General features: G+C 67.7%; 22 protein-coding genes and 1 pseudogene. 16 read left to right on the top strand and 7 right to left on the bottom strand.

The annotated features are described in order from the left end of the window. Positions 1-234 (top strand): annotated as a pseudogene (locus AC1DIP_RS18675) (HNH endonuclease); the annotation flags it as partial. Positions 235-277: 43 nt separating this feature from the next. Here AC1DIP_RS18675 and AC1DIP_RS18680 read toward each other — a convergent pair. From AC1DIP_RS18680 to AC1DIP_RS18690, 3 genes are all read right to left on the bottom strand, one after another. Beyond that, positions 278-886: a dihydrofolate reductase family protein gene (locus tag AC1DIP_RS18680; RefSeq protein ID WP_477734652.1), complete on the bottom strand. Its 609-nt coding sequence runs from the start codon at positions 884-886 to the stop codon at positions 278-280. Between the two features lie 104 nt (positions 887-990). Beyond that, entirely contained in the window at positions 991-2,322 is a 1,332-nt protein-coding gene (gene sepH, locus AC1DIP_RS18685; protein ID WP_477734653.1) for a septation protein SepH, read from the bottom strand. 130 nt (positions 2,323-2,452) lie between these two features. Further along, positions 2,453-2,941: a DUF3093 family protein gene (locus AC1DIP_RS18690; RefSeq protein ID WP_476210616.1), complete on the bottom strand. Its 489-nt coding sequence runs from the start codon at positions 2,939-2,941 to the stop codon at positions 2,453-2,455. 117 nt (positions 2,942-3,058) lie between these two features. On the opposite strand from AC1DIP_RS18690, the gene dut reads away from it, so the two are divergent. From dut to AC1DIP_RS18710, 4 genes are all read left to right on the top strand, one after another. Continuing rightward, on the top strand, positions 3,059-3,577 hold the full coding sequence (gene dut / locus AC1DIP_RS18695; protein ID WP_477734654.1) for a dUTP diphosphatase: 519 nt from the start codon (positions 3,059-3,061) through the stop codon (positions 3,575-3,577). A 108-nt stretch (positions 3,578-3,685) separates the two neighbouring features. Next, on the top strand, positions 3,686-4,399 hold the full coding sequence (locus AC1DIP_RS18700) for a DUF3710 domain-containing protein (RefSeq protein ID WP_477734655.1): 714 nt from the start codon (positions 3,686-3,688) through the stop codon (positions 4,397-4,399). Between the two features lie 100 nt (positions 4,400-4,499). Further along, the gene (locus tag AC1DIP_RS18705) at positions 4,500-4,751 is read left to right on the top strand and encodes a single stranded DNA-binding domain-containing protein (protein ID WP_476210621.1); all 252 of its coding nucleotides are present in this window, start codon (positions 4,500-4,502) and stop codon (positions 4,749-4,751) included. Beyond that, positions 4,748-5,503 carry a DUF3159 domain-containing protein gene (locus tag AC1DIP_RS18710; RefSeq protein ID WP_477734656.1) on the top strand — a complete coding sequence of 252 codons (756 nt, stop codon included), beginning with the start codon at positions 4,748-4,750 and terminating at the stop codon, positions 5,501-5,503. The genes AC1DIP_RS18705 and AC1DIP_RS18710 overlap by 4 nt, the downstream gene beginning before the upstream one ends. On the opposite strand, the gene AC1DIP_RS18715 is transcribed toward AC1DIP_RS18710, so the two are convergent. Both AC1DIP_RS18715 and AC1DIP_RS18720 read right to left on the bottom strand, forming a co-directional pair. Next, positions 5,500-6,258 (bottom strand): potassium channel family protein, encoded by a 759-nt coding sequence (locus AC1DIP_RS18715; protein ID WP_477734657.1) that lies wholly within the window; start codon positions 6,256-6,258, stop codon positions 5,500-5,502. The genes AC1DIP_RS18710 and AC1DIP_RS18715 overlap by 4 nt on opposite strands. After that, positions 6,255-6,929: a potassium channel family protein gene (locus tag AC1DIP_RS18720; RefSeq protein WP_141160783.1), complete on the bottom strand. Its 675-nt coding sequence runs from the start codon at positions 6,927-6,929 to the stop codon at positions 6,255-6,257. The genes AC1DIP_RS18715 and AC1DIP_RS18720 overlap by 4 nt, the downstream gene beginning before the upstream one ends. A gap of 118 nt (positions 6,930-7,047) precedes the next feature. Between AC1DIP_RS18720 and AC1DIP_RS18725 the strand changes: the two genes are divergently transcribed. From AC1DIP_RS18725 to AC1DIP_RS18775, 11 genes are all read left to right on the top strand, one after another. Beyond that, on the top strand, positions 7,048-9,024 hold the full coding sequence (locus tag AC1DIP_RS18725) for an amino acid permease (RefSeq protein ID WP_476210628.1): 1,977 nt from the start codon (positions 7,048-7,050) through the stop codon (positions 9,022-9,024). Beyond that, the gene (locus AC1DIP_RS18730) at positions 9,021-10,424 is read left to right on the top strand and encodes a class I SAM-dependent RNA methyltransferase (protein ID WP_477734658.1); all 1,404 of its coding nucleotides are present in this window, start codon (positions 9,021-9,023) and stop codon (positions 10,422-10,424) included. Before AC1DIP_RS18725 ends, AC1DIP_RS18730 begins: the two co-directional genes overlap by 4 nt. Positions 10,425-10,590: 166 nt before the next feature. Further along, complete coding sequence (locus AC1DIP_RS18735) at positions 10,591-13,404, top strand: aconitate hydratase AcnA (protein WP_476210632.1); 2,814 nt, start codon at positions 10,591-10,593, stop codon at positions 13,402-13,404. 129 nt (positions 13,405-13,533) lie between these two features. Further along, a complete protein-coding gene (gene dxs / locus AC1DIP_RS18740) occupies positions 13,534-15,507 on the top strand; it encodes a 1-deoxy-D-xylulose-5-phosphate synthase (protein ID WP_476210634.1) in 1,974 nt (657 codons plus the stop codon). Then, complete coding sequence (locus tag AC1DIP_RS18745; RefSeq protein WP_476210636.1) at positions 15,504-16,124, top strand: DUF402 domain-containing protein; 621 nt, start codon at positions 15,504-15,506, stop codon at positions 16,122-16,124. The genes dxs and AC1DIP_RS18745 overlap by 4 nt, the downstream gene beginning before the upstream one ends. After that, complete coding sequence (locus AC1DIP_RS18750) at positions 16,121-16,681, top strand: hypothetical protein (protein WP_476210638.1); 561 nt, start codon at positions 16,121-16,123, stop codon at positions 16,679-16,681. The genes AC1DIP_RS18745 and AC1DIP_RS18750 overlap by 4 nt, the downstream gene beginning before the upstream one ends. A gap of 9 nt (positions 16,682-16,690) precedes the next feature. After that, positions 16,691-17,668: an aldo/keto reductase gene (locus AC1DIP_RS18755; protein WP_477734659.1), complete on the top strand. Its 978-nt coding sequence runs from the start codon at positions 16,691-16,693 to the stop codon at positions 17,666-17,668. A gap of 6 nt (positions 17,669-17,674) precedes the next feature. Beyond that, positions 17,675-18,700, top strand: coding sequence for a nucleoside hydrolase (locus tag AC1DIP_RS18760; RefSeq protein ID WP_476210642.1), 1,026 nt, complete (start codon positions 17,675-17,677; stop codon positions 18,698-18,700). Between the two features lie 149 nt (positions 18,701-18,849). Beyond that, positions 18,850-19,755: an ECF transporter S component gene (locus AC1DIP_RS18765; protein WP_476210644.1), complete on the top strand. Its 906-nt coding sequence runs from the start codon at positions 18,850-18,852 to the stop codon at positions 19,753-19,755. 10 nt (positions 19,756-19,765) lie between these two features. Continuing rightward, entirely contained in the window at positions 19,766-20,560 is a 795-nt protein-coding gene (locus AC1DIP_RS18770; protein ID WP_476210645.1) for a CbiQ family ECF transporter T component, read from the top strand. Continuing rightward, the gene (locus AC1DIP_RS18775) at positions 20,553-22,145 is read left to right on the top strand and encodes an ABC transporter ATP-binding protein (RefSeq protein ID WP_477734660.1); all 1,593 of its coding nucleotides are present in this window, start codon (positions 20,553-20,555) and stop codon (positions 22,143-22,145) included. The genes AC1DIP_RS18770 and AC1DIP_RS18775 overlap by 8 nt, the downstream gene beginning before the upstream one ends. A gap of 12 nt (positions 22,146-22,157) precedes the next feature. On the opposite strand, the gene AC1DIP_RS18780 is transcribed toward AC1DIP_RS18775, so the two are convergent. Both AC1DIP_RS18780 and AC1DIP_RS18785 read right to left on the bottom strand, forming a co-directional pair. After that, a complete protein-coding gene (locus AC1DIP_RS18780; protein WP_477734661.1) occupies positions 22,158-24,323 on the bottom strand; it encodes a 3-hydroxyacyl-CoA dehydrogenase NAD-binding domain-containing protein in 2,166 nt (721 codons plus the stop codon). Continuing rightward, positions 24,320-25,597, bottom strand: coding sequence for a thiolase family protein (locus tag AC1DIP_RS18785; RefSeq protein WP_477734662.1), 1,278 nt, complete (start codon positions 25,595-25,597; stop codon positions 24,320-24,322). The genes AC1DIP_RS18780 and AC1DIP_RS18785 overlap by 4 nt, the downstream gene beginning before the upstream one ends. Between the last annotated feature and the right edge of the window lie 92 nt (positions 25,598-25,689).

A 25,689-nucleotide genomic window follows, 5' to 3' on the forward strand; every position in this document is an offset into this window, starting at 1 on the left:
GGACAGCCCTGCCCCAAACACCACAAACTCCGCCACACCACCGGCTGGAAACCCACCCCCGCCACCAAGAACGAACCACCAGGCTGGACCTCACCATCGGGCCGCCACTACCCGAGCGAACACCAGGACTGGGAACCACCACGCTGGCCCTCTGGTTTCCTGCCGGAGGCGTACAAAAAGCCTGGAGAACGGAGCCTTCTGGAAGATGCCCTCCTCCAGCACCTTGCCGTGTGACCCGCCCATGTGAGGCGCGCCGCCTGGTTGGGAGCGCTGATCGCTACTGGGGCGTCCGGCGGTAGCGGATGTGGGTGGCCAGGGGAGAGTGGAGTACCTCGTCGGGTTCGAAGCCAAACGATTCAATACCGTCAAAAATCCGTTCACCCGAACCGAGCAAAACCGGTGCGATGTCCAGGGTGAGCTCGTCTATCACGCCGGCGGCCAGGGCCTGGCGGACGGTGGATGCTCCGCCGGCTATATCCACGCCCTTGCCCCCGGCCGCTTCGACCGCCGCCGCGTACGCGGCATCGAAGCCGTCGGTGACAAAGTGGAAGGTTGTCCCGCCCTCCATCTGGATCGGATCATGCGGGTAATGGGTGAGGACGAACACCGGTGCATGGTAGGGCGGCTCGGGGCCCCACCATCCGCTCCAGTCCTCGTCCCAGTCGCCGCGGACGGGACCAAACATGTTCCGGCCCATTACGTAGGCGCCGCGCGGGCGCATCAGCCAGTCAGCCGCGATCCCGTTGGCCTCGTTGGCGCGGGGATCGCCGATGTGCCAGCCGTGAAGTTCCAGCCCCCGCTTGCCCAGCGGGTTCTCGAGGCTTTGGTCAGGCCCGGCGACGAACCCGTCCAGGGACATTGACATGTGGCAGGTGGTGTCCGGCACAGCGAACCTCCAGGGGTAAGTGCAGCTTCTGACCGATCGGGTGCGGGGAGCCTAGCATGCAGCAGTGGCGGGAACCAGCCCAGGAACGGGACGAAGGAAAGGTCCTAGTCGCTCCGTGTGCCGAAAACGATTTCGTCCCAGGAAGGGACGCTGGAACGCTTTGGCCGGGCTGGCCGTTCCGGCGCCTCGGCCTCCGGCAACTGCCCGGTAGAGGGGGACGCGTCGTTTTGCTTGGGTGACGGACGGCGGGAATTGCTGCCCAGCAGCTCATCCAGCCCGGCGCCGCCGGAGTTGCCGGACCCGGCAGCAGGGGCGGAACCGGACGGCTTCTGTGGGGACGCCGCAATGGTGATTTCCCGGGTGTCGGTGCTGACGCCGTCGTGAAGCCGCAGGGCGTCATCGTTGCCATCCCGGTGCGGCGGAAGCAGGCTCAGCCGGGACAACATTGACGGCCTCGCATCACGGCGCCGGATAAAGGAATCACCTTGCGCCGCAGGCGCTTCCTGCGGCCCGTCCTGGGATTCGGTCTCTTCCGGTTCCGCCTCGGCAGGCGCTTCGGCGACTACCTCGGAAGGCCGTGGGTGGGCAGCCGGGACACCGTGAGCCAGGAGCAGCGCCAGGGCGTCGTCCGAATCCTCGTCCACACCCAGCCTCTGGCCGCGCCGCGACCGGAGCATGTCCAGGAGGCCGTCGGATTCCTTCCCGGCTTCCTGGACAGGACCCTGGCTGCCGGTAGATGTCTTTGCGCTGTCCGCGTCAGTTTCAAAATCGAACGGGCGGTCGGAAACCGCAGTGAGGCGGCGGGCCGGAACGGGGCCATCCAACGGTTCGAGTTCGCTCAACTGCTGGGCCCAGCGGTTGGTGTTCTGCAGCGACTTGCGTCCGGGGCTAAAGGTCCAGAGCGCGGGAGGTTCTTCGCCGATGCCGGTGGTTCCGCCGGATTTGGCCTCAAAGTTTGCCGAGACAGTCCACGTACCGTCCTGGCGCCGCCAGGAGTCCCATTCCACGGTGGCGGGATCGATGCCATGCGCCGAGAGGCGGTGGGCCACCATGTCGTCCAGGGTTGCCGGGTTGTCGCCGAACGCTGACCGGTAAGCGTCATGGCCGGGGGAGGGTGCCGCGACTTCAACCTTCCGTGCCTGCTGCGCAACGTACTCCCGTTCAGCAAGGACCGGGCCTTCGTAGCGCTCCACCTTGGCCAGCGGCATGCCGGACAGCTCCGCTACGTCGGCAGCAGTGGCGCCGGCACGGATACGGGCCTGGATATCCCGTGGAGACATGGGAACGGCAGGCCGCTCCGTCCGCGGTTTGGCCGTGGACCGGCTGGCCGTCCTGAGGGCTTCATCGATCGGCAGCTGGAACATCTCGCCGCCGGCCCCGCTCAACAGGAGATGCGTCCCGTCGTCGTGCACGCCTACAAGCCGTAGATCCTGCATACAAAATCCTCCACCCTGGCATTACTATCAATCGAAACTCTGCCACCCGGCAGCGCTGAATTGGCTCAAGGAACAGGGCGCGCCGTGATTTTCCGCCGGATCCGGGCCCGGACGGGGAGTGAAGGCAGCGTTATTGCCGGACCAAGGCGGCCGTCAGCTTGTCGGGGTGCCGGGTGGAAGCCAGCCAGTAGGGGGTGCGGTCGGCGGGGTCCGTGATTTCGATTTTCACCACGGGATCAATCCAGCCGCGGATGCAAAGGTAGGCGAGCCCATTAAGCCGGGTGCCGCGTTCCGCCGTCGCTTCTCCGGCTTCGAACTGCTGGACGCCGCCCACGAACCGGCGTTCGATGGTGGCCCTTCCAACCGTGAGGGCATCCGCCGTGACGGTGATGGCGGGGGTCGATAGGACCAGGAGGGCCGTGATGATGGCCAGCAGTATCAGTGCCGCTGTGTAGCCGGCCGCCATGCTGATAGGTGCGAAGACCAGGATGCCTGCTGCGGAAACGCCTGCTGCGATGACCCAGATCCAGGCGTTGGGCCACAGCTTCTCCCGGTAGACAACGGGTGCCCCGGCGGAGGGTGAGCTGGGAACGGACGCGGGCGAGCTTGATTCGGGCATAGGCCAAGCTTTCCACCTTTGGCCCGCTATTTCACCTTGGGTGGAGCCGCCTGGAGCTCCGTCTGCCAAGGGGGTTCCTTATGAGTGTTCCGTGGGCGCGGGTTAGAGTGAGTGACTGTGACTGATCATCCCGCCACGGTAGACCTTGCCCCGGACGCAGCATCGCCAGCACCTGCCGTCCCCACCCTCGAGGTCCAGTTGAAAATGCTGGATCCGGACCTGGAAGCGCCGTCCTACGCGCATCCGGGTGACGCCGGCGCGGACCTGCGTGCCCGCGAGGATGTGGTCCTGCTGCCCGGGGAGCGCAAGCTGGTTCCCACCGGCGTCGCGATTGCGCTGCCCGAAGGTTTCGTGGCGCTGATCCACCCCCGCTCCGGCCTGGCCACCAAGCACGGCCTCACCATTGTCAACGCTCCAGGCACCGTGGACGCGGGCTACCGGGGCGAGATCTCGGTGACCCTGTTGAATACCGACTCGTCCCAGCCGATAGAGCTGCGGCGCGGCGATAGAATTGCCCAAATGGTCATCCAGCGGGTTGAGTACGCCCAGTTCATTCCTGTCAGCGAATTGAGCGGTTCCGTGCGCGGCACGGGCGGCTTCGGGTCCACCGGCGGATTCACCGTTCCTGGGGCCTGACCCCGCACACGCACCGCTGCCACGCCAGCACGTACGACGGCGGGACCTCCATGGGTCCCACCGGCACCATCCAGAACTGGCACATTTTTCAGGAATAAGGAGTCACCCATGGTCTTTGGGCTCGGCAGGAAAACAAAGAACGAAGAACCGGCGCAGCCGGACGAAGAACTGACGATTGCAGAGGACGGGGAAGGCGAACCGGGCACCGCGGCCCGCCGCCAGGACGGTCCGTTCGACGAGGCCGAGATCAGCAGCCGTGACGGCTTCGTGGACCTGGGCGCCCTGCTGATCACTCCGAGCGAAGGCCTCCAGCTCCGTCTCGAGGTGGAAGAAGCGACCCAGCGGGTGGTGGCTGTCACCCTGGACCTGAACGGATCCAGCCTCCAGCTCCAGGCCTTCGCCGCCCCCAAGACGGAAACACTGTGGGACGAGATCCGGGAACAGATCGGCCAGTCGGTGGGCGCGCAGGGCGGACAGGTTGAGGAGGTGGAAGGCGCCTTCGGCACGGAACTGGTGGCCAAGCTGCCGGCCGGGCTGCCCGATGGCAGCCAGGGCTACCGTGTGGCCCGGTTCATCGGCGTGGACGGACCCCGCTGGTTCCTCCGCGGTGTCCTGGGTGGCCCCGCGGCGCTCGAACGCCCGGCCGCCGAACCGCTCGAGGCCCTGTTCCGGCAGGTCGTGGTGGTCCGCGGAGACAGCCCCATGCCGCCGCGCGACCTGCTGCAGCTGCGGCTGCCCAAGGACGCCTCAACCACTCCTCCGCCCGCCGCGCCCACTTTGGAGGAGCCCGAACGTGGTCCCGAAATCACCCAGATCGGCTGAGTCCCCGGAGAACGGGAGCACGCAGGCGGGACGTGGAATTACGCCGCTGGGCCAATTGCCGGACCGGGGCAGGGTCCTGTGCCAGGGGCATATCGAATCCGTGACATTCGTCCCGGCCGACCGGACGGCCGAATTCAGCGCCATCGTTTCGGAGGACGACGCTGTCCGCCCCGCCGGCCCGGGACAGGGCAGGCCTCCGCGGCTCCGCGTTGTCTGGCTGGGCCGCCGCCGGGTTCCTGGCATCGAAGCCGGGGCGGAAATCCGGGTTGAGGGGATGCTGGCCCGCGGCAAGGACATGCCCACCATCTTCAACCCCCGCTACGAGATACTGTCCCGCCAGGAGAACGAATGACCGCCCAGCAGCCCGAACAGCCCACCGGACCTGAGAAGCCCGGCAGGGCCGGGCAGCAGGACACGCCGCAGGATGCCGGTCCATCGCCGGTGGCAGGGCTGGCCGCCGAGTACGCGGCCAAGGCCGGACTTCACCGCCGCCATGACGGACAGGTGGACGTCCTCCGGAGTGCCGGGGGAGTGCAGGGCATTGCCGAGAGCATCGTCCCCGGCCTGGTCTTCCTGGTCGCGTTCACCGTCACCCGCGAACTCACGCTGTCCCTGGTGGCCGCCCTGGCCTCGGCAGCCATCTTCACCGTGGTGCGGCTGGTGCAGCGGCGCCCGCTGACCCAGGCGCTGGCGGGCGTCGCCGGCGTCGGTATCTCCGCGTGGCTTGCCAACACCACCGGGAAGGCAGAGGACTTCTACCTTCCCGGTTTCTTCACCAATGGCGCGTACATCCTGGCGATGGTTCTCTCCATCGCCGTCAAGTGGCCCGTGGCGGGCCTCCTCTTCGGCTTCATCCGCAACGAGGGCGTCGAGTGGCGCAAGGAACCGTCGCGGGTCAAGGCCTACCGGCTGGGCACGTGGATCATCGTGGCGGTCCTGGCCCTCCGGCTCATCGTCCAGGTGCCGCTCTACCTTATGGGCACGGACGGCCTGGCCGCACTGGCCACCACCCGCCTCATCATGGGCGCACCCTTGTACATCCTGGGCATCTGGGTGGCGTGGCTGGTAACCCGGCCCGCACCCAAGGCCGAGCCGGCCGACTAACCGTCGAAGCCGTCGTCGTCCAACGCGTGGCCGTGGCTGCCCGCGGTGGCCGGCTCGGCGCCGTCCGAGGGCTGGTCGCCTATGTCGATGCTGCCCGGAGCGGAGGACAGGAGCTCACGCAGCCCGTCCTCGGCAGCAATGGTGGTCACGAAGAAGAGCTCGTCGCCGCCGTCGATGACGTCGTCCCGGCTGGGCGTGATGGGTGCCTGGTCGCGCAGGATCGCCACCAGGGTGGCGTCCTCGGGCCAGTGGATGTCTCCCACCGTCATGCCGATCACGTGGGAATCGTGCGGCACGGTGAATTCCACCAGTGATGCCACTCCGGTCTGCAGCGTCAGCAGGCGGACCAGGTCGCCGATCTCCACTGCCTCCTCCACCAGTGCGGTCATCAGCTGCGGCGTGTTGACGGCCACGTCGACGCCCCAGGAGTCGTTGAACATCCAGTCGTTCTTCGGGTTGTTGACCCGGCCCACGGTGCGGCCCACCCCAAACTCGGTCTTTGCGAGCAGGGACACCACCAGGTTGACCTTGTCGTCGCCCGTTGCGGAGACCACGACGTCGGCGTCCTCCACCTTCGCGCCCTGCAGGGTGGAGAGCTCGCAGGCGTCGCCCACCAGCCAATGGGCGCCCCGCAGCCCGCTGCGGCCGATCACCTCGGGCTTGAGGTCGATCAGCAGGATCTCGTGCTTGTGCGCCAGCAGTTCCCGGGCAATGGATGATCCGACGCTGCCGGCGCCGACGATAACGACTTTCACTGGTACTCCTTGGCGGGGGCTTTGGCGAGGATCTGGGCGATCTGGGCGCTGCGGTCCACCTGCAGCATGGCGTGCACGGTGTCGCCGTCCTGGTACGCCGTTCCCGCGTCAGGGAGCAGGCCCTCGCCGAAGCGGGTCACATAGGCAACCCGGACGTCGGCAGCCTTTTCGATGCTGCTGATCCGGTGTCCAATCCAGCCTGCGTCGAGGTCCAGTTCGGCCAGGACCAGCCGCCCGGACGGCTCACGGAAATCACCGGCGAGGTGTTGTTCGGGCAGGATGCGGCGCAGCACCTGGTCAGCGCTCCAGCGGACGGCGGCCACCGTGGGGATGCCCAGGCGCTGGTAGATCTCGGCACGTCCGGGATCGTAGATCCTGGCGACGACATGCGGGACGTGGAAGGTTTCCCTGGCCACCCGGGTGGCCAGGATGTTTGAGTTGTCACCGCTGGAGACGGCGGCGAAGGCGTAGGCCTCGCCCACACCGGCCTGCTTGAGGGTCTCCCGGTCAAAGCCCACACCGGTGACCTTCCGGCCGGTGAAGCCCTGGCGGAGCCGGCGGAACGCGCGGTCATCCTGGTCGATGATGGCCACGGAATGGCCGGCATCCTCCAGCGTGTGCGCCAGCGTTGCCCCCACCCGGCCACATCCCATGATCACGAAATGCGCCACCGTATCTCCTCTGTAGCTGTGTCTGGATCGTGCAGCTAGAACTCTACCGGCATGGCACCTGTTAGGACTGGCAGGCGCCCGTCATGACATCGACCGCGAATCAGACTAGCTTTGTGGGGTGTTGACAATACTGAACGCCGTCAAACGCGTGCTGGTGGGCAGGCCCTTCCGGAATGACCGCCTGGCCCATACCCTGCTTCCCAAGAAGATCGCCCTCCCGATTTTCGCCTCGGACGCCCTGTCGTCGGTGGCCTACGCGCCGGACGAGATCCTGCTCACCCTGGCGCTGGCCGGTGTCAGCGCCGTGGCCATCTCGCCCTGGGTTGGCCTGGCCGTGATGGTGGTGCTGCTGACCGTGGTGGCCTCCTACCGGCAGAACGTGCACGCCTACCCGTCAGGCGGCGGCGATTACGAGATCGCCAACGAGAACATGGGCAAGTACGCCGGCCTGACGGTGGCGTCGGCCCTCCTGGTGGACTATGTCCTGACCGTGGCCGTGTCCATGTCCTCGGCGGCCGCCTACCTCACCACGGCTGTACCGTCCCTGCACGGTGAGCAGGCCGTCATCGCCACCATCGGCGTCGTCATCCTCGCGCTGGTGAACCTGCGCGGCATCAAGGAGGCGGGCAGCGTCTTCGCCGTCCCCACTTACATCTTCATGGCGTCCATCCTGGGCATGACGGCCGTGGGCATGTTCCAGGCTGCCACGGGGCAGTTGGGGCAGGCGCCGTCGGCTGCCTTCACCATCGTCCCGGCCGAGGGCTTCGACCAGGGCCTGGTGGGCCTGGCCGGTGCTTTCCTGCTGCTGCGGGCCTTCTCCTCCGGCGCCGCCGCGCTGACCGGCGTCGAGGCCATCAGCAACGGCGTCCCCAACTTCCGGCACCCCAAGAGCAAGAACGCTGCCACCACGCTGCTCCTCCTGGGTGTGATCGGCGCCGCCATGCTGGCCGGCATCATCTACCTGGCCAACGCCACCAAGGTCCACATTGTGCTGGACCCCGCCAAGGAATTCCTGCTCAACGGCAACCCTCTGCCAGAGGGCTACATCCAGAACCCGGCCATCAGCCAGATTGCGCAAACGATCTTCGGCGCCGGCAGCATCCCCTTCTATATCGTGGTGGCCGCCACCGGCGTCATCCTGGTGTTCGCTTCCAACACTGCCTTCAACGGCTTCCCGGTCCTGGGCTCCATCCTCGCCCAGGACGGCTACCTGCCCCGCCAGCTCCGGACCCGCGGCGACAGGCTCGCGTTCAGCAACGGCGTGCTGGCCCTCGCGGCAGGTGCCCTGATCCTGATCATCTCCTTCGATGCCGACGTCACCAAGCTGATCCAGCTGTACATCGTGGGCGTCTTCATCTCCTTCACCCTCAGCCAGCTCGGCATGATCCGGCACTGGGGCCGCGAACTGAAACTGGCCAAGGACAAGGCCGTCCGGCGCAAGATGATCAAGTCGCGGACCATCAACAGCATCGGCTTCGGAATGACCGGACTGGTGCTGGTCATCGTGCTGATCACAAAGTTCCAGCAGGGCGCCTGGATTGCGCTGCTGGCCATGTTCATCCTCTTCCTGATCATGTGGAGCATCCGGGCCCACTACGACAACGTGGCCAAGGAACTCGCGGTGGACGAGGACTCCTCGCCCCGCGCCCTGCCCACCCGGGTCCACGCCGTTTTGCTGGTCTCGCACGTCCGCAAGCCCGTCCTGCGTGCCCTGGCCTACGCCCGCGCGTCCCGGCCCTCCCGGCTGGACGCCATCACGGTGGACATCGACCCGGACGAGACGGCGCACACCATCGCCGACTGGGAAAAGCTCGAGATCCCGGTTCCGCTGACCGTCCTCGCCAGCCCGTACCGTGAGACGGTTACGCCCATCATGGACTACGTCAAGCAGATGCGCCTGGACTCCCCGCGGGACCTGGTGGTGGTCTACATCCCCGAGTACGTGGTGGGTAAGTGGTGGGAACAGCTGGTGCACAACCAGACAGCCCTCCGCATCAAGACCCGGCTGCACTTCGAACCGGGCGTCATGGTGGCCAGCGTTCCCTGGCAGCTCAAATCCTCCGAAGAAGCCAAGAACCTCCAGGACGTCCAGTGACCACCAGAACTTCCCCCGCCGACCAGCCGGTAACTGCTCCAGCGGAAGGGGACCAAGCCGGCCACACCGGCCAGGAGGCTGTGCTCGACGTCGGACCGGTGGCCCACGGCGGGCACTGCGTGGCGCGCCATGAGGGCCGGGTGGTCTTTGTCCGGCACGCCGTTCCGGGCGAAAAGGTCCGGGTCCGGCTGACCGATGCGGGGGACAGTGCCAAATTCTGGCGCGCCGATGTCACCGAGGTGCTCGAAGCGTCCCCGGACCGGGTGGAGCACTTCTGGCACGTGGCCGATTCCCTGCGCGCCTGGGGCCACGGCCACCCGCCGGTGGGCGGTGCCGAATTCGGGCACATGGCGCTGGCCAAACAGCGCAGCCTGAAGGCGGACGTGCTCGCCGAGCAGCTCACCCGGCTTGCCGGCTTCGAGCAGGTGCCGTCCATGTGGGACGGTGCCGTGGAACCCGTGGGGGAAGCGGACGACGGCGGCACCGGCCTTGGGTGGCGCACGCGGGCGAGTTTTTCGGTCACCTCCGGCGGCAGGCTGGGGATGCACGCGCACCGTTCCGACTTCATCGTTCCGGTGCGGGAGATGCCGCTGGCCAGCGAAGCCATCAACGCGCTGCGCCTCTGGGACCTGGACCTGCAGGGCATCGAACGGGTCGAGGTGGCCGCTCCGGCCAACGGTTCCCGCCCCCTGGTGCTCCTGGCCCCCGCGCCCGGAACCAAGGACAAGCGGTTGCGGGCCATCGCCGCCGCGCTGCCGGAGGAGGCCTCGGTGGCCGCCTTTGATCCGCTGGCCGGCACGGTCACGCAGCTCCGGGGGCGCACCTGGGTGCAGGAATCCGCCGCCGGCCATGACTACCGGGTGACCGGCGAGGGTTTCTGGCAGATCCACCGCGACGCGCCCGGGACGCTTGTGGGTGCTGTCACAGAATTCCTGCGTCAGGGGGACTTCCTCAACCCCGGTGCGGTGGTGGCTGATCTCTACGCCGGCGCGGGGCTCTTCACCGCCGTACTGGCCGACGCAGTAGGGGAGACAGGGTCCGTGCTTTCGGTCGAAGGGGCCCCGGGCACCAGCCGCGACGCCCGGAAGAACCTGCATTCTGCGCCCCAGGTGGAAGTAATCCAGGGGCGCGTGGAACGGGTCCTTCGCCAGAAACCGCGGAATTTCGACGCGCTGGTCCTTGACCCGCCCCGCGCCGGTGCCGGGAAAGCCGTCGTCGGGCAACTCGTGGCCGCCCAGCCCCGGGCCATTGCCTATGTGTCCTGCGATCCGGCGTCGTTCGCACGTGACCTCGGTTACTTCCGCCGCTCCGGGTGGGTACTCGCGGGGCTCCGGGCGTTCGACCTGTACCCCCACACCCACCACCTCGAGACGGTGGCGTTGCTGACTCCGGCTCCGTGATGCCGGTGCGGTTTTCGACTACGATGGCCGTAGTAGTCCCACGTCGCGCCCGAATTCTCGGCCGGCCGTGTGCAAATTTTCGGGCCCTGGAGCTACTTAGGGCTTCCTAACTAGCAGGCGGTCAACCGCGCGACAAAGATGAAACTGTTGCGAGAGGAGTCCTGCGATGAGCACTGTGGACAGCTTCGGTTCAAAAGGCAAACTTAATGTAGCCGGAACCGAGTACGAAATTTTCCGGTTGAACTCCGTTGAAGGTGCAGAAAACCTTCCGTTCAGCCTCAAGGTATTGCTTGAAAACCTGCTGAGGACCGAGGACGGCGCGAACATCACTGCCGATCACGTCCGCGCTTTGGCAGGCTGGGATCCGAATGCGGAGCCCGATACAGAAATCCAGTTCACGCCGGCGCGCGTGATCATGCAGGACTTCACCGGCGTTCCCTGCGTGGTGGACCTGGCCACCATGCGTGAAGCGGTCAAGGACCTGGGCGGCGACCCCAAGCGGGTCAACCCCCTGGCTCCCGCCGAGATGGTCATCGACCACTCCGTCCAGATCGACGCCTTCGGCAACTCCGGCGCACTGGAGCGCAACATGGAGATCGAATACCAGCGCAACGGTGAGCGTTACCAGTTCCTGCGCTGGGGCCAGACCGCTTTTGACGACTTCAAGGTTGTTCCCCCGGGAACCGGCATTGTGCACCAGGTCAACATCGAGTACCTGGCCCGCACCGTCATGACCCGCGAAGTGGACGGTGCGCTGCGCGCCTACCCTGACACCTGCGTTGGCACCGACTCGCACACCACCATGGTCAACGGCCTGGGCGTGCTGGGCTGGGGGGTCGGCGGCATCGAAGCCGAGGCAGCGATGCTCGGCCAGCCCGTCTCCATGCTCATCCCGCGCGTCGTGGGCTTCAAGCTCAGCGGCAGCATCCCCGCCGGCGCCACCGCAACGGACGTGGTCCTGACCATCACCGAAATGCTGCGCCAGCACGGCGTGGTGGGCAAGTTCGTTGAGTTCTACGGCGAAGGCGTCGCAGCAGTGCCGCTGGCCAACCGCGCCACCATCGGCAACATGAGCCCCGAGTTCGGTTCCACCGCCGCCATGTTCCCCATCGATGACGTCACCCTGGACTACCTGCGCCTCACGGGCCGCTCAGACCAGAACGTGGCACTTGTCGAGCAGTACGCCAAGGAACAGGGCCTCTGGCACGATCCTTCCCGCGACATCAAGTTCTCCGAGTACCTGGAACTGGACCTGTCCACGGTGGTGCCGTCGATTTCCGGCCCCAAGCGGCCGCAGGACCGCATCATCCTCTCCGAGTCCAAGGCCCAGTTCCGCGAGGACCTGCGCAACTACGTCAAGGTGGACCTCGCCGACGGCAGCCTGGACGAAGCGATCGACGAGAGCTTCCCGGCGTCCGACTCACCGTCGTTCACCGCCACGGCAACGCACCTCTCCGAGGAAGCCCCGCACGCCCACGGTCCGAAGTCCAACGGCCGCCCGGCGAAGAAGGTGGCCGTCAAGACCGCCGACGGCCGCGAATTCGAGCTGGACCACGGTGCGGTGTCGATCGCCTCGATCACCTCCTGCACCAACACGTCCAACCCGTCCGTGATGCTGGCCGCAGCACTGCTGGCCCGCAACGCCGTCGAAAAGGGCCTCGCCGCCAAGCCGTGGGTCAAGACCTCCGTTGCCCCCGGTTCCAAGGTTGTCACCGACTACTACAACAAGTCGGGCCTGACCCCCTACCTGGAGAAGCTCGGCTTCTACATCGTGGGCTACGGCTGCGCCACCTGCATCGGCAACTCCGGCCCCCTCGACGCCGAGATCTCCGAGGCCATCCAGGCCAACGACCTCTCCGTCACCGCAGTCCTCTCGGGCAACCGCAACTTCGAAGGCCGGATCAACCCGGACGTCAAGATGAACTACCTGGCCTCCCCGCCGCTGGTCATCGCGTACGCCCTGGCCGGAACCATGGACTTCGATTTCGAGAACGACGCCCTGGGCCAGGACGAAGCCGGCAACGACGTCTTCCTGAAGGACATCTGGCCGAACCCGGTTGAGGTCCAGCAGGTCATCGACTCCTCCATCGACAAGGGCATGTTCGCCCGCGGCTACGAGGGCGTCTTCGAGGGCGACGACCGCTGGAAGGCCCTCGACACCCCGGCCGGCGACACCTTTGCCTGGGACGAGAAGTCCACCTACGTCCGGAAGCCCCCATACTTCGAGGGCATGAAGGCCCAGCCGGAGCCCGTCCAGGACATCTCGGGCGCCCGCGTGCTCCTGAAGCTCGGCGACTCGGTCACCACCGACCACATCTCTCCGGCCGGATCCTTCAAGTCCGACACCCCCGCCGGCCAGTACCTGCTGGCCAACGGCGTGGAGCGCAAGGACTTCAACTCCTACGGCTCGCGCCGTGGCAACCACGAAGTGATGATCCGCGGCACGTTCGCGAACATCCGCATCAAGAACCAGCTCCTGGACGGCGTCGAGGGTGGCTTCACCCGTGACTTCACCCAGGCCGACGGCCCGCAGGCCTACGTCTACGACGCCGCGCAGAACTACCAGGCAGCCGGCACCCCGCTGGTGGTCCTGGCCGGCAAGGAATACGGTTCCGGATCATCGCGTGACTGGGCTGCCAAGGGCACCGCGCTGCTGGGTGTCAAGGCCGTCATCGCCGAGAGCTACGAGCGTATCCACCGCTCCAACCTCATCGGCATGGGCGTCCTGCCGCTGCAGTACCCGGCCGGCGAGAACGCTGCCAGCCTGGGCCTGACCGGCACGGAAACCTTCTCGGTTGAAGGCGTCACCGCCCTCAACGAGGGCACCACGCCCAAGACCCTGAAGGTCACCGCCACCGCAGAGGACGGCTCCTCCAAGTCGTTCGACGCCGTGCTGCGCATCGATACCCCGGGTGAAGCGGACTACTACCGCAACGGTGGCATCCTGCAGTACGTGCTGCGCCAGATCTCCGCGAACTAGCGGGTTCCGACAGCAGTCACCATCCACCCCGAAGCCCCGGCCGGTCACCGACCAGCCGGGGCTTCGGCTTTGCATTCACACCGAGGCGTTAGAGTTAAACGGCACGTCTACCACCCGAAGGAGGGGTCATTGGGAATCTTGGACACCATCCGGAATCCGCAGGACCTGAACGAGTTGACCGAGGAACAGCTGGAACAGCTGGCCTCGGAGATCAGGGATTTCCTGATCACGAACGTCTCCCAGACGGGCGGCCACCTCGGGCCCAACCTCGGCGTCGTGGAACTGACGCTGGCCGTGCACCGCATCTTCGAATCCCCCCGCGACAGCATCGTCTTTGACACGGGGCACCAGTCCTACGTCCACAAGCTGCTGACGGGACGGCAGGACTTCAGCACTCTCCGCCAGGAAGGCGGCCTCTCCGGCTACCCGGACCGGGCCGAATCCGAACACGACATTGTGGAAAGCTCGCATGCGTCGTCGTCCCTGTCCTGGGCGGACGGTATCTCCCGGGCCCGCCAGCTCACCGGCGAAGGCGACCGGCACGTGGTGGCCATCATCGGCGATGGAGCGCTCACCGGCGGAATGGCCTGGGAAGCCATCAACAACATTGCGGCGGACAAGAAGCGCCGCGTGGTTATCGTCGTCAACGACAACGGCCGTTCCTATGCACCCACCGTTGGCGGATTCGCCGACTACCTGGCGTCCCTGCGCCCCACCATCGACTCCTTCCGCGCCGCCCCGGCCTACGAGGGCGCCCTCGACTGGTGGAAGAAGAAGCTGCAGGACGGCGGCCCCGTGGGGCAGTTCACCTACAAGAGCCTGCACGCCATGAAAAAGGGCATCAAGGACTGGTGGGCGCCGCAGGGCATGTTCGAGGACCTCGGCATGAAGTACATCGGCCCGGTGGATGGCCACAACCTCCAGGCCATGGAGCATGCACTGTCCACCGCCAGGAACTACGGCGGTCCCGTGATCGTCCATGCCATGACGGAGAAGGGCCACGGCTACGCTCCGGCCCGTGCCCATGAAGCGGACCAGTTCCATGCCGTTGGGATCATCGACCCCGAAACCGGCGAGCCCACCGGCACCGGGGGAGCCCAGTCCTGGACCTCGGTGTTTGCCGATGAAATCGCCGCCATCGCCGACGAGCGCGACGACATCGTGGGCATCACCGGGGCCATGCTGATTCCCGTGGGCCTGCACAAGTTCGCCGCCAAGCACCCCAAGCGCGTCATCGACGTCGGCATCGCCGAGCAGCATGCGCTGACCGCCGCCGCAGGCATGGCCTTTGGCGGCCTGCACCCGGTGGTGGCCGTCTACGCCACATTCCTGAACCGGGCCTTCGACCAGCTGCTCATGGACGTGGCCCTCCACAAGGCAGGCGTTACCATCGTCCTTGACCGCGCCGGCGTCACGGGCCCGGACGGCGCCAGCCACCACGGGATGTGGGACATGGCCATGGTCCAGATCGTCCCCGGGCTGCACCTCGCCGCGCCCCGCGACGCCACCCGGCTCCGCGAGGAACTGCGCGAAGCCGTGGCCATCGATGACGCGCCCAGCGTCGTCCGCTTCTCCAAGGGATCCGTCGGCCCCGCCGTCGAGGCAGTGGAACGGCTCAGCGACGGCGCGGACATCCTGGCCCGCAGGCCGTCCGGCTCCACCGAAAACGACGTCCTGATCGTCAGCGTCGGCGCCATGGCAGAACTGGCGTTGGATGTCTCCAACCGGCTCGGCGCGCAGGGCATCAGCACCACCGTGGTGGACCCCCGCTGGGTCCTCCCCGTCCGCCGTTCCATCATCGCGTTGGCCTCGCACCACCGCCTGGTCATCTGCATCGAAGACGGCGTCCGCGCGGGCGGCGTCGGTTCCCGCATCCGCCAGGAGATGCGCGCCGCCGGTGTGGACACGGCACTGAACGAGGTAGGCCTGCCCGTGGAGTTCCTCGACCATGGCACCCGCAACCAGGTGCTGGAGCGCGTTGGGCTGACCGCCCAGCAGATCACGCACGACGTCGTCGCGCAGGTCCTGGGAACCAAGGTCCCCTTCGCACGGCCCCTCCCCGGGCAGCAGCACCCCACCACCGGCAGCCTTCCGATCCTGTGAGGGACGAGGACGAGCTGAAGTATCCCGGGCCGGCGGGGGAATCCGGACCAGTCCTGCACACCACGACCACCCGGGTTCCGAATGGGCTCGAGCCAGGCCAGCTGGTGGTCTCCAGGAACCGGAAATGGAACGGCAAGGCCCACTGGGTGGTACCCGGGCGCTACCTCGGCGAAGACGAACACGGGTGGTGGATCTTCCAGGGCACCAACGAATTCTGCTCCCGCCCGGGCGCTGCGTTCTACACACGCTCGGACGCTGTCCTCCTGGTGCCGCGGCAAGGTGACTGGGTGGCCACGTTCTACGACTCCGCGCACCCCGGTGGAGTGCGGGTCTACATCGACCTCGCGGTAGGCCATGAGTGGACACACATCCGGCCTGCCGTGACTGAGTTCCATGTGATCGACATGGATCTCGACGTCATCCGGACCGAGGCCCGCGGCGTCTTCATCGACGACCAGGACGAGTTCGCGGAGCACAGCGTCTCAATGCACTACCCCCAGCGGCTGATCGAGGATATCCAGGCTGCCGCGGACGGGCTCTACCACGCCGTGAAGGCACAGCACGCGCCATTCGACGGCACCGACGTCGAATGGTTTACCAAAGGACGCACCACATGAGCGGCATTGTCAGGGTCTACAAGCGCGACGACGAAGGCGCCCTCCATTTCAGGGAGGCCTGGTTCGACGAAGAGTATTCCCAGTTCGTCATGAACTTCGGCGCCGTGGGGCACCAGAGCAAGACTGAGGAAACGGATGTCCCCGACGCCGCCGCTGCCGACGGCCTCCTGGACGCCTTCGCAGCCCAGTGCGCGGAGGACGGCTACGCCGAAGTCCCCAACGGGGAGCAGTCCTGGGTGGTGGTCCAGTTCGCCCTCAAGACCAAGGACGGCACCGACCGTGACCGACGCCTTGAACAGAAGGCCAAGGACTCCCTCATCAGCCACCTGGCCTGGCGCGGATTGGGAACGGTGGAACGCTCCGAATTCACCGACTACAAGCTGAACATCTTCTGCCTGTGCCCGGATGTGAACAAGGCCGTCAGCGCCATCAAGGTCTGCGCCCGCAACGAGGACCTCGACTTCACCAAGCTCAGCATCGGGGCTGCCCCGTACAGCCAGCCGGACCAGTACAAACTCAAGCATTCCGCCAAGCCCGCCAGCAGCTTCAGCCTCTAGGAGACGTTCGTGACCAGCTACCGCCGTGTTGGAAAATCAGGCCTGACCGTCTCCACCGTTGGCCTGGGCTGCAACAACCTGGGCCGCGCCAACACCGCCACCGAGTCGCAGGACGCCACGGACGGCGTCGTGAATGCCGCGATCGACGCCGGCATCACCCTGTTCGACGTGGCAGACAACTACGGCAAGGAACCCGGGCTCAGCGAAACCATGCTGGGCAAGGCGCTCGGGCGCCGGCGCGCAGACGTGGTGGTTGCCACCAAGTTCGGGATGGACACCCGGGGCGCCAACGGCCCCGACTTCGGTGCCCGCGGCTCCCGGCGGTACATCATCCAGTCAGTCGAAGCCTCGCTGCGGCGCCTGGATACGGACTGGATCGACCTTTACCAGTTCCACACCCCGGACCCGCTGACGCCCATCGACGAGACCCTGGCAGCCCTGGACACCCTGGTCCGCAGCGGCAAGGTCCGCTACATCGGCCACTCCAACCGCTCCGGGTGGCAGATCGCCCAGGCGGAATACGTGGCCCGCGAACTGGGGACCTCCCGGTTCATCTCCTCGCAAAACCACTACAACCTGCTGGACCGGCGCGCCGAGCTGGAAGTGACCCCGGCCGCGGAGGAGTTCGGCCTCGGCGTCCTCCCGTACTTCCCGCTGGCCAACGGCCTGCTCACCGGCAAGTACTCCCCGGGCCACGCCCCCGAAGGGTCCCGGCTCAGCCACACCCGCACCAACATGGTGGACGACGCCGACTGGGACCAGTTGGGCAGGTACAGCGCCTTCGCGAAAGAACGCGGCCTCACGGAGATTGAGGTGGCTTTCTCCTGGCTCGCAGCCCAGCCCTCGGTGGCCAGCGTCATCGCCGGCGCCACCCGGCCGGAGCAGGTCCGGCAGAACGCCGAAGCCGCTAACTGGACCCCCACCCCTGAGGACCTCGCCACACTCGACGACATCTTCCCCGCCGTGCCCAAGGTCGCCCTCTTCTAGGCCACGATGCCCGCCTACCTCCTTGATGTCGATACCGGCATCGACGATGCCCTTGCCCTTGCCTACCTTGCCGCCCTGCCGGACACGGAGCTCGTGGCGGTCACGGCCACCCCGGGCAACGTCGACGCCGACCAGGTAGCGCGCAATACCCTCGCCTTACTGGAGCTGTGCGGCCGGCCAGGGGTGCGGGTGGCCGTGGGGGCCCGAAAGCCGCTGTCCGTCCCGCTGGTTACCACTCCGGAAACCCACGGACCCCAGGGCATCGGCTACGCCGTTCTGCCTGAACCGGCCGGCCAGCCGAGCCGCCGGAACGCCGTGGATTTGTGGATCGAAGAAGCCAGGGCCCGCCCGGGGGAGCTGACTGCCCTCATCACCGCTCCGCTGACCAACTTCGCCCTGGCGCTGCGGCAGGAACCGGAACTCCCCAACCTGCTGGCCAAAGTGGTGATCATGGGCGGTGCCTTCTACCACCAGGGCAACACCACCCCCACCGCCGAATGGAACACCCACGTGGACCCGCACGCGGCCAAGGAGGTCTACGCCGCCTACCGCGGCCAGCCGCTGGATAAACTTCCCATCGTTTGCTCCCTGGACACCACCGAGCGGATGGAACTGCATCCAGCCCACGTCGCCGCGCTGGCACGGGCGGCAGGTGCCTCCGCTCCGGAACGGGTCCTCCCGGTGGACCCGGAGGGGCGCCGCAGCACCTCCGGCAACACACTGGTCAGGCACCTGTCGGATGCCCTGCGCTTCTACTTCGAGTTCCACCGGCGCTACGACCAGGGCTACCTGGCCCACGTCCACGACTTCTTTGCGGCCGGGGTGGCGGCGGGCACGCTCGAATATACCGCGCGCCCAGCCACCGTGGACGTCGAAACGGACTCCCCGCTCCTGATGGGAACAACGGTGGCAGACTTCCGGGGACTGTGGGGAGCGCCCCCAAACGCGCGCGTGGTGTCCGGCAACAACCCGGAGCAGGCGTTCCGTGAGCTCGTCTCCGCCGTCGGAGGCCTTGCCCGCCGGGTGGGATGAGGAGCAGCCCTCCGCGGGCAATCGCCGGTAGAATGGGCTCCGGACCGGCCCGGCGCAGTTGCCGCCGGATTCTGCCGAGGTGACATAGGCAGCCACACTCCGGCCCGGTACTGCCGGGCCCACTGCCTGCACCCAAAGGAACATTTCCCATGTCATCGCCCTCTTTGACGCTCCCGTCCCAGGAACGCCCCGCGGCACGCCGCCGGCTGCTGGAGATCCTTGGCGCCCTGGCCATCGTGGCCACCTACGTCTACCTGGTCCTCAACCAGCCGGCAGACATCACCGGCGGTCCAGGCAGCGCATCGGCACTGATCGCCCTCACCGGGTTCCTGGCAGGGGCAGTCCTGCTGATCATTGCCGTGCTGCCCACCCTCCCGGCATCCACCCTGGTCCTGATCCCGGTCGCGCTGGTCCTGAACATCGTGCTGGGACAATTCGTCGGCAGCACCCTTGTTCCCTTCTACCTCGACGCCATCGGCACCGTGCTGATCGCCGTCCTGGCAGGGCCGGCCGCCGGTGCCGCCACCGGCGCCCTCAGCAGCATTGTCTGGTCCTTCTTCAATCCCACCGTGCTGCCGTTCGCCGCCGGCGCCGCGCTCATCGGCTGCCTGGCCGGGCTCGCGGCACGCTACGGCCTCTTCCGCCGCTTCTACCTGGCACCCGTGGCGGGCTTCGTCACCGGGATCATCGCCGGCGTCGTGTCCGCCCCCGTGGCCGCCTTCGTCTTCGGCGGAACGTCGGGCGTGGCCACCGGCGCTATCGTCAGCGCCTTCCGGGCCATGGGGGACACCCTCCTGGCGGCCATCACCAAGCAGGCACTCCTGTCCGACCCCATGGACAAGGCCATCGTGTTCACCATCGTGGCCGTCCTGGTCTACGCGTTGCCCCGCCGGGCGCGCCAGCAGTTCCCCTTCATCCGGCGCCACCGGGTGCTCGCCGGCACCACCCCGGCCTCGACGGCGGAGGGAACCCGGGTCGAAGCTTCAGCACAGGCGCAGGCACCGGCCCAAGGGAACGGTTCCGGGCCGGCCAACGATTCGTCGCGGAACGGCTGACCCGGGCACCGTGACGGCATCCCCGGCAGGCAGCACGGCAGCACCGGCAACGGCACGGCGGGAGCGGCTCAACCCGCTGACCTCCCTCGCCGTTGCAGGCAGCACGGCGGTCATGACGACGGCGGCGGCAAGCTGGCCGCTGTCCCTCACCGTGGTTGCCGCCTGCCTTGTCCTGTCGCTGGCAGCAGGGACGGGCCGCCGCGTGCTGCCTGCGGCGGCCGCGGTCATGGTCCCGCTCGGCCTGTCCCTGCTGGTCCTGCACGGCCTGTTCTTCCCGGAAGGAAGGACAGTGCTGGCGGCGTGGGGGCCTGCCCGCATCACGGCAGAGGGCCTGGGCTTTGCCGGGCAGCGAATCCTGCAACTGGCCGCCGTCGTCATGGCCCTGCTGGTGTTTTCCTTCAGTGTCAGGGTCGCGGACTTGGTGGCGGCGTTGTCCGCCCGGGGCGTGCAGGGCCGGTTCGCGTTCGTGCTGGCATCCACGCTGACCCTGCTTCCGGCCATCGCGGGGCGGGCCCGCAGTATCCGGCAGGCCCAGGAATCCCGCGGCCTGGTCATCTCCCGGGGCCTGGTCTCCAGGGCGGCGGCGTTCCGTCTGCAGGCCATTCCGCTGGTCCTTTCACTGATTGAGGATGCAGGTACCCGGGCCGCTGCCCTGGAGGCCCGTGGGCTGGGTAACGCCGGGCCGCGGACCAGTTACCGGGAGGTGCCGGATTCCACGCTGCAGCGGGCGGCACGGTCCGTGCTGGTGCTGCTGGCCCTGGCCGCAGTGGTTCTCCGGGTGGTCCTGGCAGGTACGGGTGGCTGACCACATGGCCACGGGCGGTCCCGGCCTTCCCGTCAGTGACGGCAACGCCGGCGGTGGGTCCGCGCCCATCCTGGCTGCCGGCATCAGGGACTTCACCTTCCACGAGGCGCCCGCCCCAGCCCTGCGGGATGTCAGCGTGTCCTGTCCACCGGGCTCGTTCATGGCCATCCTCGGCGCATCCGGAAGCGGCAAGTCAACCCTGGGCCGGCTGCTGTCCGGCTGGCTGCCACCGGGTGGGCACGGCACGCTGGCAGGCTTCCTTGAATTGGCCGGCACGCGGCTGGAGTTCGACGGCGGCCCGGGGGACCCGCGGATTGATCCGGCCCAGTGGGGCCGGCACGTGGGGTTCGTGCCGCAGGACCCTGCCGCGGTGCTGTCCACGGTCCGGGCCACGGTGGCGGAGGAACTGGCGTTTGGTTTGGAAAACACCGGCATGGACCGTGCCGGGATGGAAGCCGCCGTCGAGCGGACTGCTGGCCTGCTGGGGCTTGGCAGCCTGCTGGACCGGGACCCGGCGCGGCTGTCCGGCGGCCAGCTGCGGCGGCTGGCCATCGGCTGCGCGATCATCCCCGGGCCACCTGTGCTGGTCATGGACGAGCCCTTCGCCTCCCTGGACGCGGCAGGGGCCAACGAACTGGCCGCCCTGGTCCGTGACCTGATCAGGGGCGGGACCGCCGTCGTGATCCTCAGCCAGGCGGTCGATCCGCTGCTGCTGGAGGCCGGCACCTGGCTGGTCCTGGAAGACGGCTCGCTCACCAACGCCGGGCCGCCTGCCTTCTTCGGGCCCGGCTCCGGGAGGCTGCCGCGCGCCGTCCGGCGGCTGGACGCCCCGCCAGCGGCGCTGCCATCCACCTCCGCGACCTCCAGCCGCACGGAGCGGGCGACGCCCGCAGCGCTGGAGCTGCGGGACGTGTCCTTTGGTTACCCGGACGCGCCGGCATCCCGGCGCAGCCGCCGAAGGTGTGAACCCGGCCGCCGGGCCATGGTGCTGCAGGACGTCCGGCTGGCAGTCCACCCGGGGGAAATCGTGGCCGTCACCGGGCCCAACGGGGCAGGCAAGTCGACCCTGCTTCGGCACTTCAACGGGCTGCTGCGTCCCACTTCGGGCACTGTGCTTGTCCGCGGCAGTGACATGGTCGGAGCTCCCGTGGGAAAGACAGCAGCGTCGGTGGGCCTGCTGTTCCAGCAGCCCCGCGACCAACTGTTCGAGCGGACCGTTCTGCGGGAGGTCGGGTTCGGCCTGGACCGCCTGTTGGGGCCGGCCCTGGCTGCGGAGCGCGCCGGCGCGGCACTGCAGGCCGTGGGCCTGGCGGACGCGGCCCGGGAGCATCCGGCCGAGCTTCCGGCGTCCGCCCAGCGACTGTTGGCCCTGGCCACCGTGCTGGCCCGCAGGCCGGCCGTCGTGGCGCTGGATGAACCGACAGTGGCGCTGGACGGGGACGGACTCGCGCTGCTTGACGCTGCCGTACGGTCGGTTGCGGAGGCGGGCGCCGCCGTCGTGCTGGTCACCCATGACCTGGGCTATGCACGCGCGGCGGCGCACCGCATCCTGGCGCTCGACGGCGGCCGGCTGGTTCCGGCCTGACCGCCGGTACGCCTAGTCCCGGGACTTGCCCGACGCGATGCCGGGCTGCAGGAAACGCTTGCCGTTGACCCGCTCCGATGCACCCACCCGGTCCAGGTACGGCGTGATGCCGCCCAGGAACATGGGCCAGCCGGCGCCCAGGATCATGCACAGGTCGATGTCCTCGGGTCCGGCGACGACCCCTTCAGCCAGCATCAGGCCGATTTCCTCTGCCAATGCATCCTGGACACGGTGCAGCACCTGCTCCGCCGTGGAGGGGCTGGAGCCAAAGGACATCAGGTCAAGCGTGGACTGGGGGATGGCCCGGGTACCGTCCGGGGCGGTCTCCCACAGTGCCTTGATGTTGTTGTCGATGAGCTTCTTGAGGTTGTCCGAGACCGGGAAGCGGTCGCCGAAGGCAGCGTTCAGGGACTCCTGGACATGCTGCGCCACGGGCAGTCCCACCATGGCCAGCAGCGTGAACGGCGTCATGGGCAGCCCCATGGGCCGCAGCGCGGCGTCCGCCACCTCCGCCGGGGTGCCCTCGTCGAAGGCCGCCGTCACTTCGCCCATCAGCCGCAGCAGGATGCGGTTGACCACGAACGCGGCCGCATCCTTGACCAGCACCCCGGTCTTCTTCAGGGCCTTGGCCAGCTCGAAGGCGGTGGCGAGCACGGCGTCGTCGGTCCTCGGGGCACGGACAATCTCCAGCAGCGGCATGACTGCCACGGGATTGAAGAAATGGAAGCCCACCAGGCGCTCCGGGTGCTCGAGGTCCGCGGCCATCTCCGTCACCGAAAGCGATGACGTGTTGGTGGCCAGGATGCACTCCGGAGAGACGATGGCTTCCACTTCGGCGAAGACCTGCTTCTTGATGTGCAGTTCCTCGAAGACGGCCTCGATCACGAAGTCGGCGTCCGCGAAGGCTTCCTTTGACACCGAACCGGTCACCAGCGCCTTGGTGCGGTTGGCCGCGTCCGGGCTGACGCGCTTCTTGGCCAGCAGTTTGTCCACCTCGCCATGGACGTAGGCCACGCCTTTCTCCACCCGGGCCTGGTCGATGTCGGTCAGGACCACCGGCACCTTCAGCTGCCGTGCGAAGAGCAGTGCCAGCTGGCCGGCCATCAGTCCGGCGCCCACCACGCCCACTTTGGTAACGGGCCGGGCCAGTTTGCGGTCCGGAGCGCCGGCGGGCCGCTTGCCGCGCTTCTGCACCAGGTCGAGGAAGGCGTAGACGGTGGAACGGAACTCGTCCGTCTGCATGAGCTCGGCGAGGGTTTCACACTCCAGGGCGGCGGACTCCGCGGCGGTCATGGTGCGGTTGGCCTCGAGGATGTCGAGGACCTTGGCGGGGGCCGGAGAGGCGTTGGAGGTCTTGCCTTCCACGAACTTCCGCCCCGCGGCCACGGCGGCGCTCCAGCGGGCGGCGGCGTCGGGGGAGGAGGGGTCGACGGCGTTGGGCCGTTCCGGGACCACCTCGCCGGAGATGACTCCCGCAGCCCAGGCCAGCGACTGCTCCAGGAAGTCGGCGGGCTCGAAGGCGGCGTCCGCGATTCCCATGCCGAATGCCTGCGTGCCGGTCAGCGTCCGGTTGTTGCTCAGCGGGTTCTCGATCATGACCTTGACTGCGTTTTCCGGACCCACCAGGCGGGGAAGGATGTACACGCCGCCCCAGCCGGGAACCAGGCCCAGGAAGCCTTCCGGCAGCGCCAGGGCGCCCGCCCCCGTGGACACCGTGCGGTAGGTGGACTGCAGGGCGATCTCCAGGCCGCCGCCCAGTGCGACTCCGTTGATGAAGGCGAAGCTGGGGACGCCCAGGTTGGCCAGGGTGGCGTAGACGTCGTGGCCCAGCTGCGCCATCCACAGTCCGTGTTCACGCTTTTCGAGCGACTTCACAGCGGAGAGATCCGCGCCGGCCACGAGGTAGTGCGGCTTACCGGTGACGCCCACGCCCACGATTTCACCGCGGGCTGCGCGTTCCCGCAGGCCTTCCAGTACTGTGCCGAGCTCCACGAGGGTGTTGGGGCCAAGGGTGGTGGGCTTGGTGTGGTCCAGGTCGTTGTCGAGGGTGACCAGGGCAAAGGTACCCGGGCTGGGCTTCCCTGCAGTTCCCGGCAGGGCGATGTCCTGGACGTAGGAGTGGGTCACGGTTTCGTTGGGGAAGAGGTCCGCCAACGTGCGGAAATCTGCGGCGCTCATGCCATGGCTCCTTCGGAAGCGGTAGCAGCGGTGTCCCCGGCGGGAGTTCCACTGTAGTCGGGGTGGTGCGGGTTCTCCCAGATCACGGTGCCGCCCATGCCAAGGCCCACGCACATGGTGGTGATCCCGTAGCGGACCGATGGGTCTTCCTCGAACTGGCGGGCCAGCTGGATCATCAGCCGGACGCCGGAAGACGCCAGGGGGTGGCCTACGGCGATGGCCCCGCCGTAGCGGTTAACCCGGGGGTCGTCGTCGGAGATGCCGTAGTGGTCCAGGAAGCTGAGGACCTGGACGGCGAAAGCCTCGTTGATTTCGAACAGGCCAATGTCATCGATGGTCAGTCCGGCGTTCTTGAGGGCTTTTTCGGTGGCCGGCACAGGCCCGATGCCCATGACCTCCGGCTCCACTCCCGCGTAGGCGTAGCTGACCAGCCGCATCTTGACGGGCAGGCCCAGTTCGGCGGCGGCTTCCGAGGACGCCAGGACAGCAGCGGTTGCGCCGTCGTTCAGGCCGGCGGCGTTTCCTGCGGTGACCCGGCCGTGGGCGCGGAAGGGCGTGCGGAGGCCGGCGAGGTCGTCCAGGGTGGTGCCGGGGCGCGGCGGTTCGTCCTTGCTGTGGACTGTCCAGCCCTCGCCGGGCTTGCGGGCGGCAACGGGAACCAGGTCGGGCTGGATGCGGCCGCCCTGGTAGGCGGCTGCCAGCTTGTCCTGGGACGCTACCGCGTAGGCGTCGGTGCGTTCCTTGGTGATGGCGGGGAACCGGTCATGCAGGTTCTCGGCGGTGTTTCCCATGTTCAGGGCGGCCGGGTCCACCAACCGTTCGGACATGAACCGGGGGTTCGGATCGGCGCCGGAGCCCATGGGGTGGTGTCCCATGTGTTCCACACCGCCGGCGACCACCACGTCGTAGGCGCCGAAGCCGATGCCACCGGCCGTGGTGGTGACAGCGGTCATGGCGCCGGCGCACATGCGGTCGATGGCGAAGCCGGGAACAGTCCGTGGAAGGCCGGCCAGGAGTGCGGCCGTCCTGCCGAGGGTGAGGCCCTGGTCGCCTGTTTGGGTGGTGGCGGCGATGGCCACCTCGTCGATCCGCTCCGGTGGCAGTGACGGGTTGCGGCGCAGCAGGCCGCGGATGCATTTCACGATCAGGTCATCGGCCCGGGTCCCGGCGTAAATCCCTTTCTCACCGGCCCTGCCGAAGGGCGTGCGGATGCCGTCCACAAAGACGACGTCCCGGACAGTGCGCGTAGATGCGCCGCTTCCGTGCTGGCTCACGTGTAACTCCTCATCGAGATGTGGCGCGCCGGGTGCATGCCGGAGGGCGGCAGCAGCCAAGCGTCGGTCACACCGATGTTACTCGTGAGTAA

This window comes from Pseudarthrobacter sp. 05T312 (genome assembly GCF_056396685.1).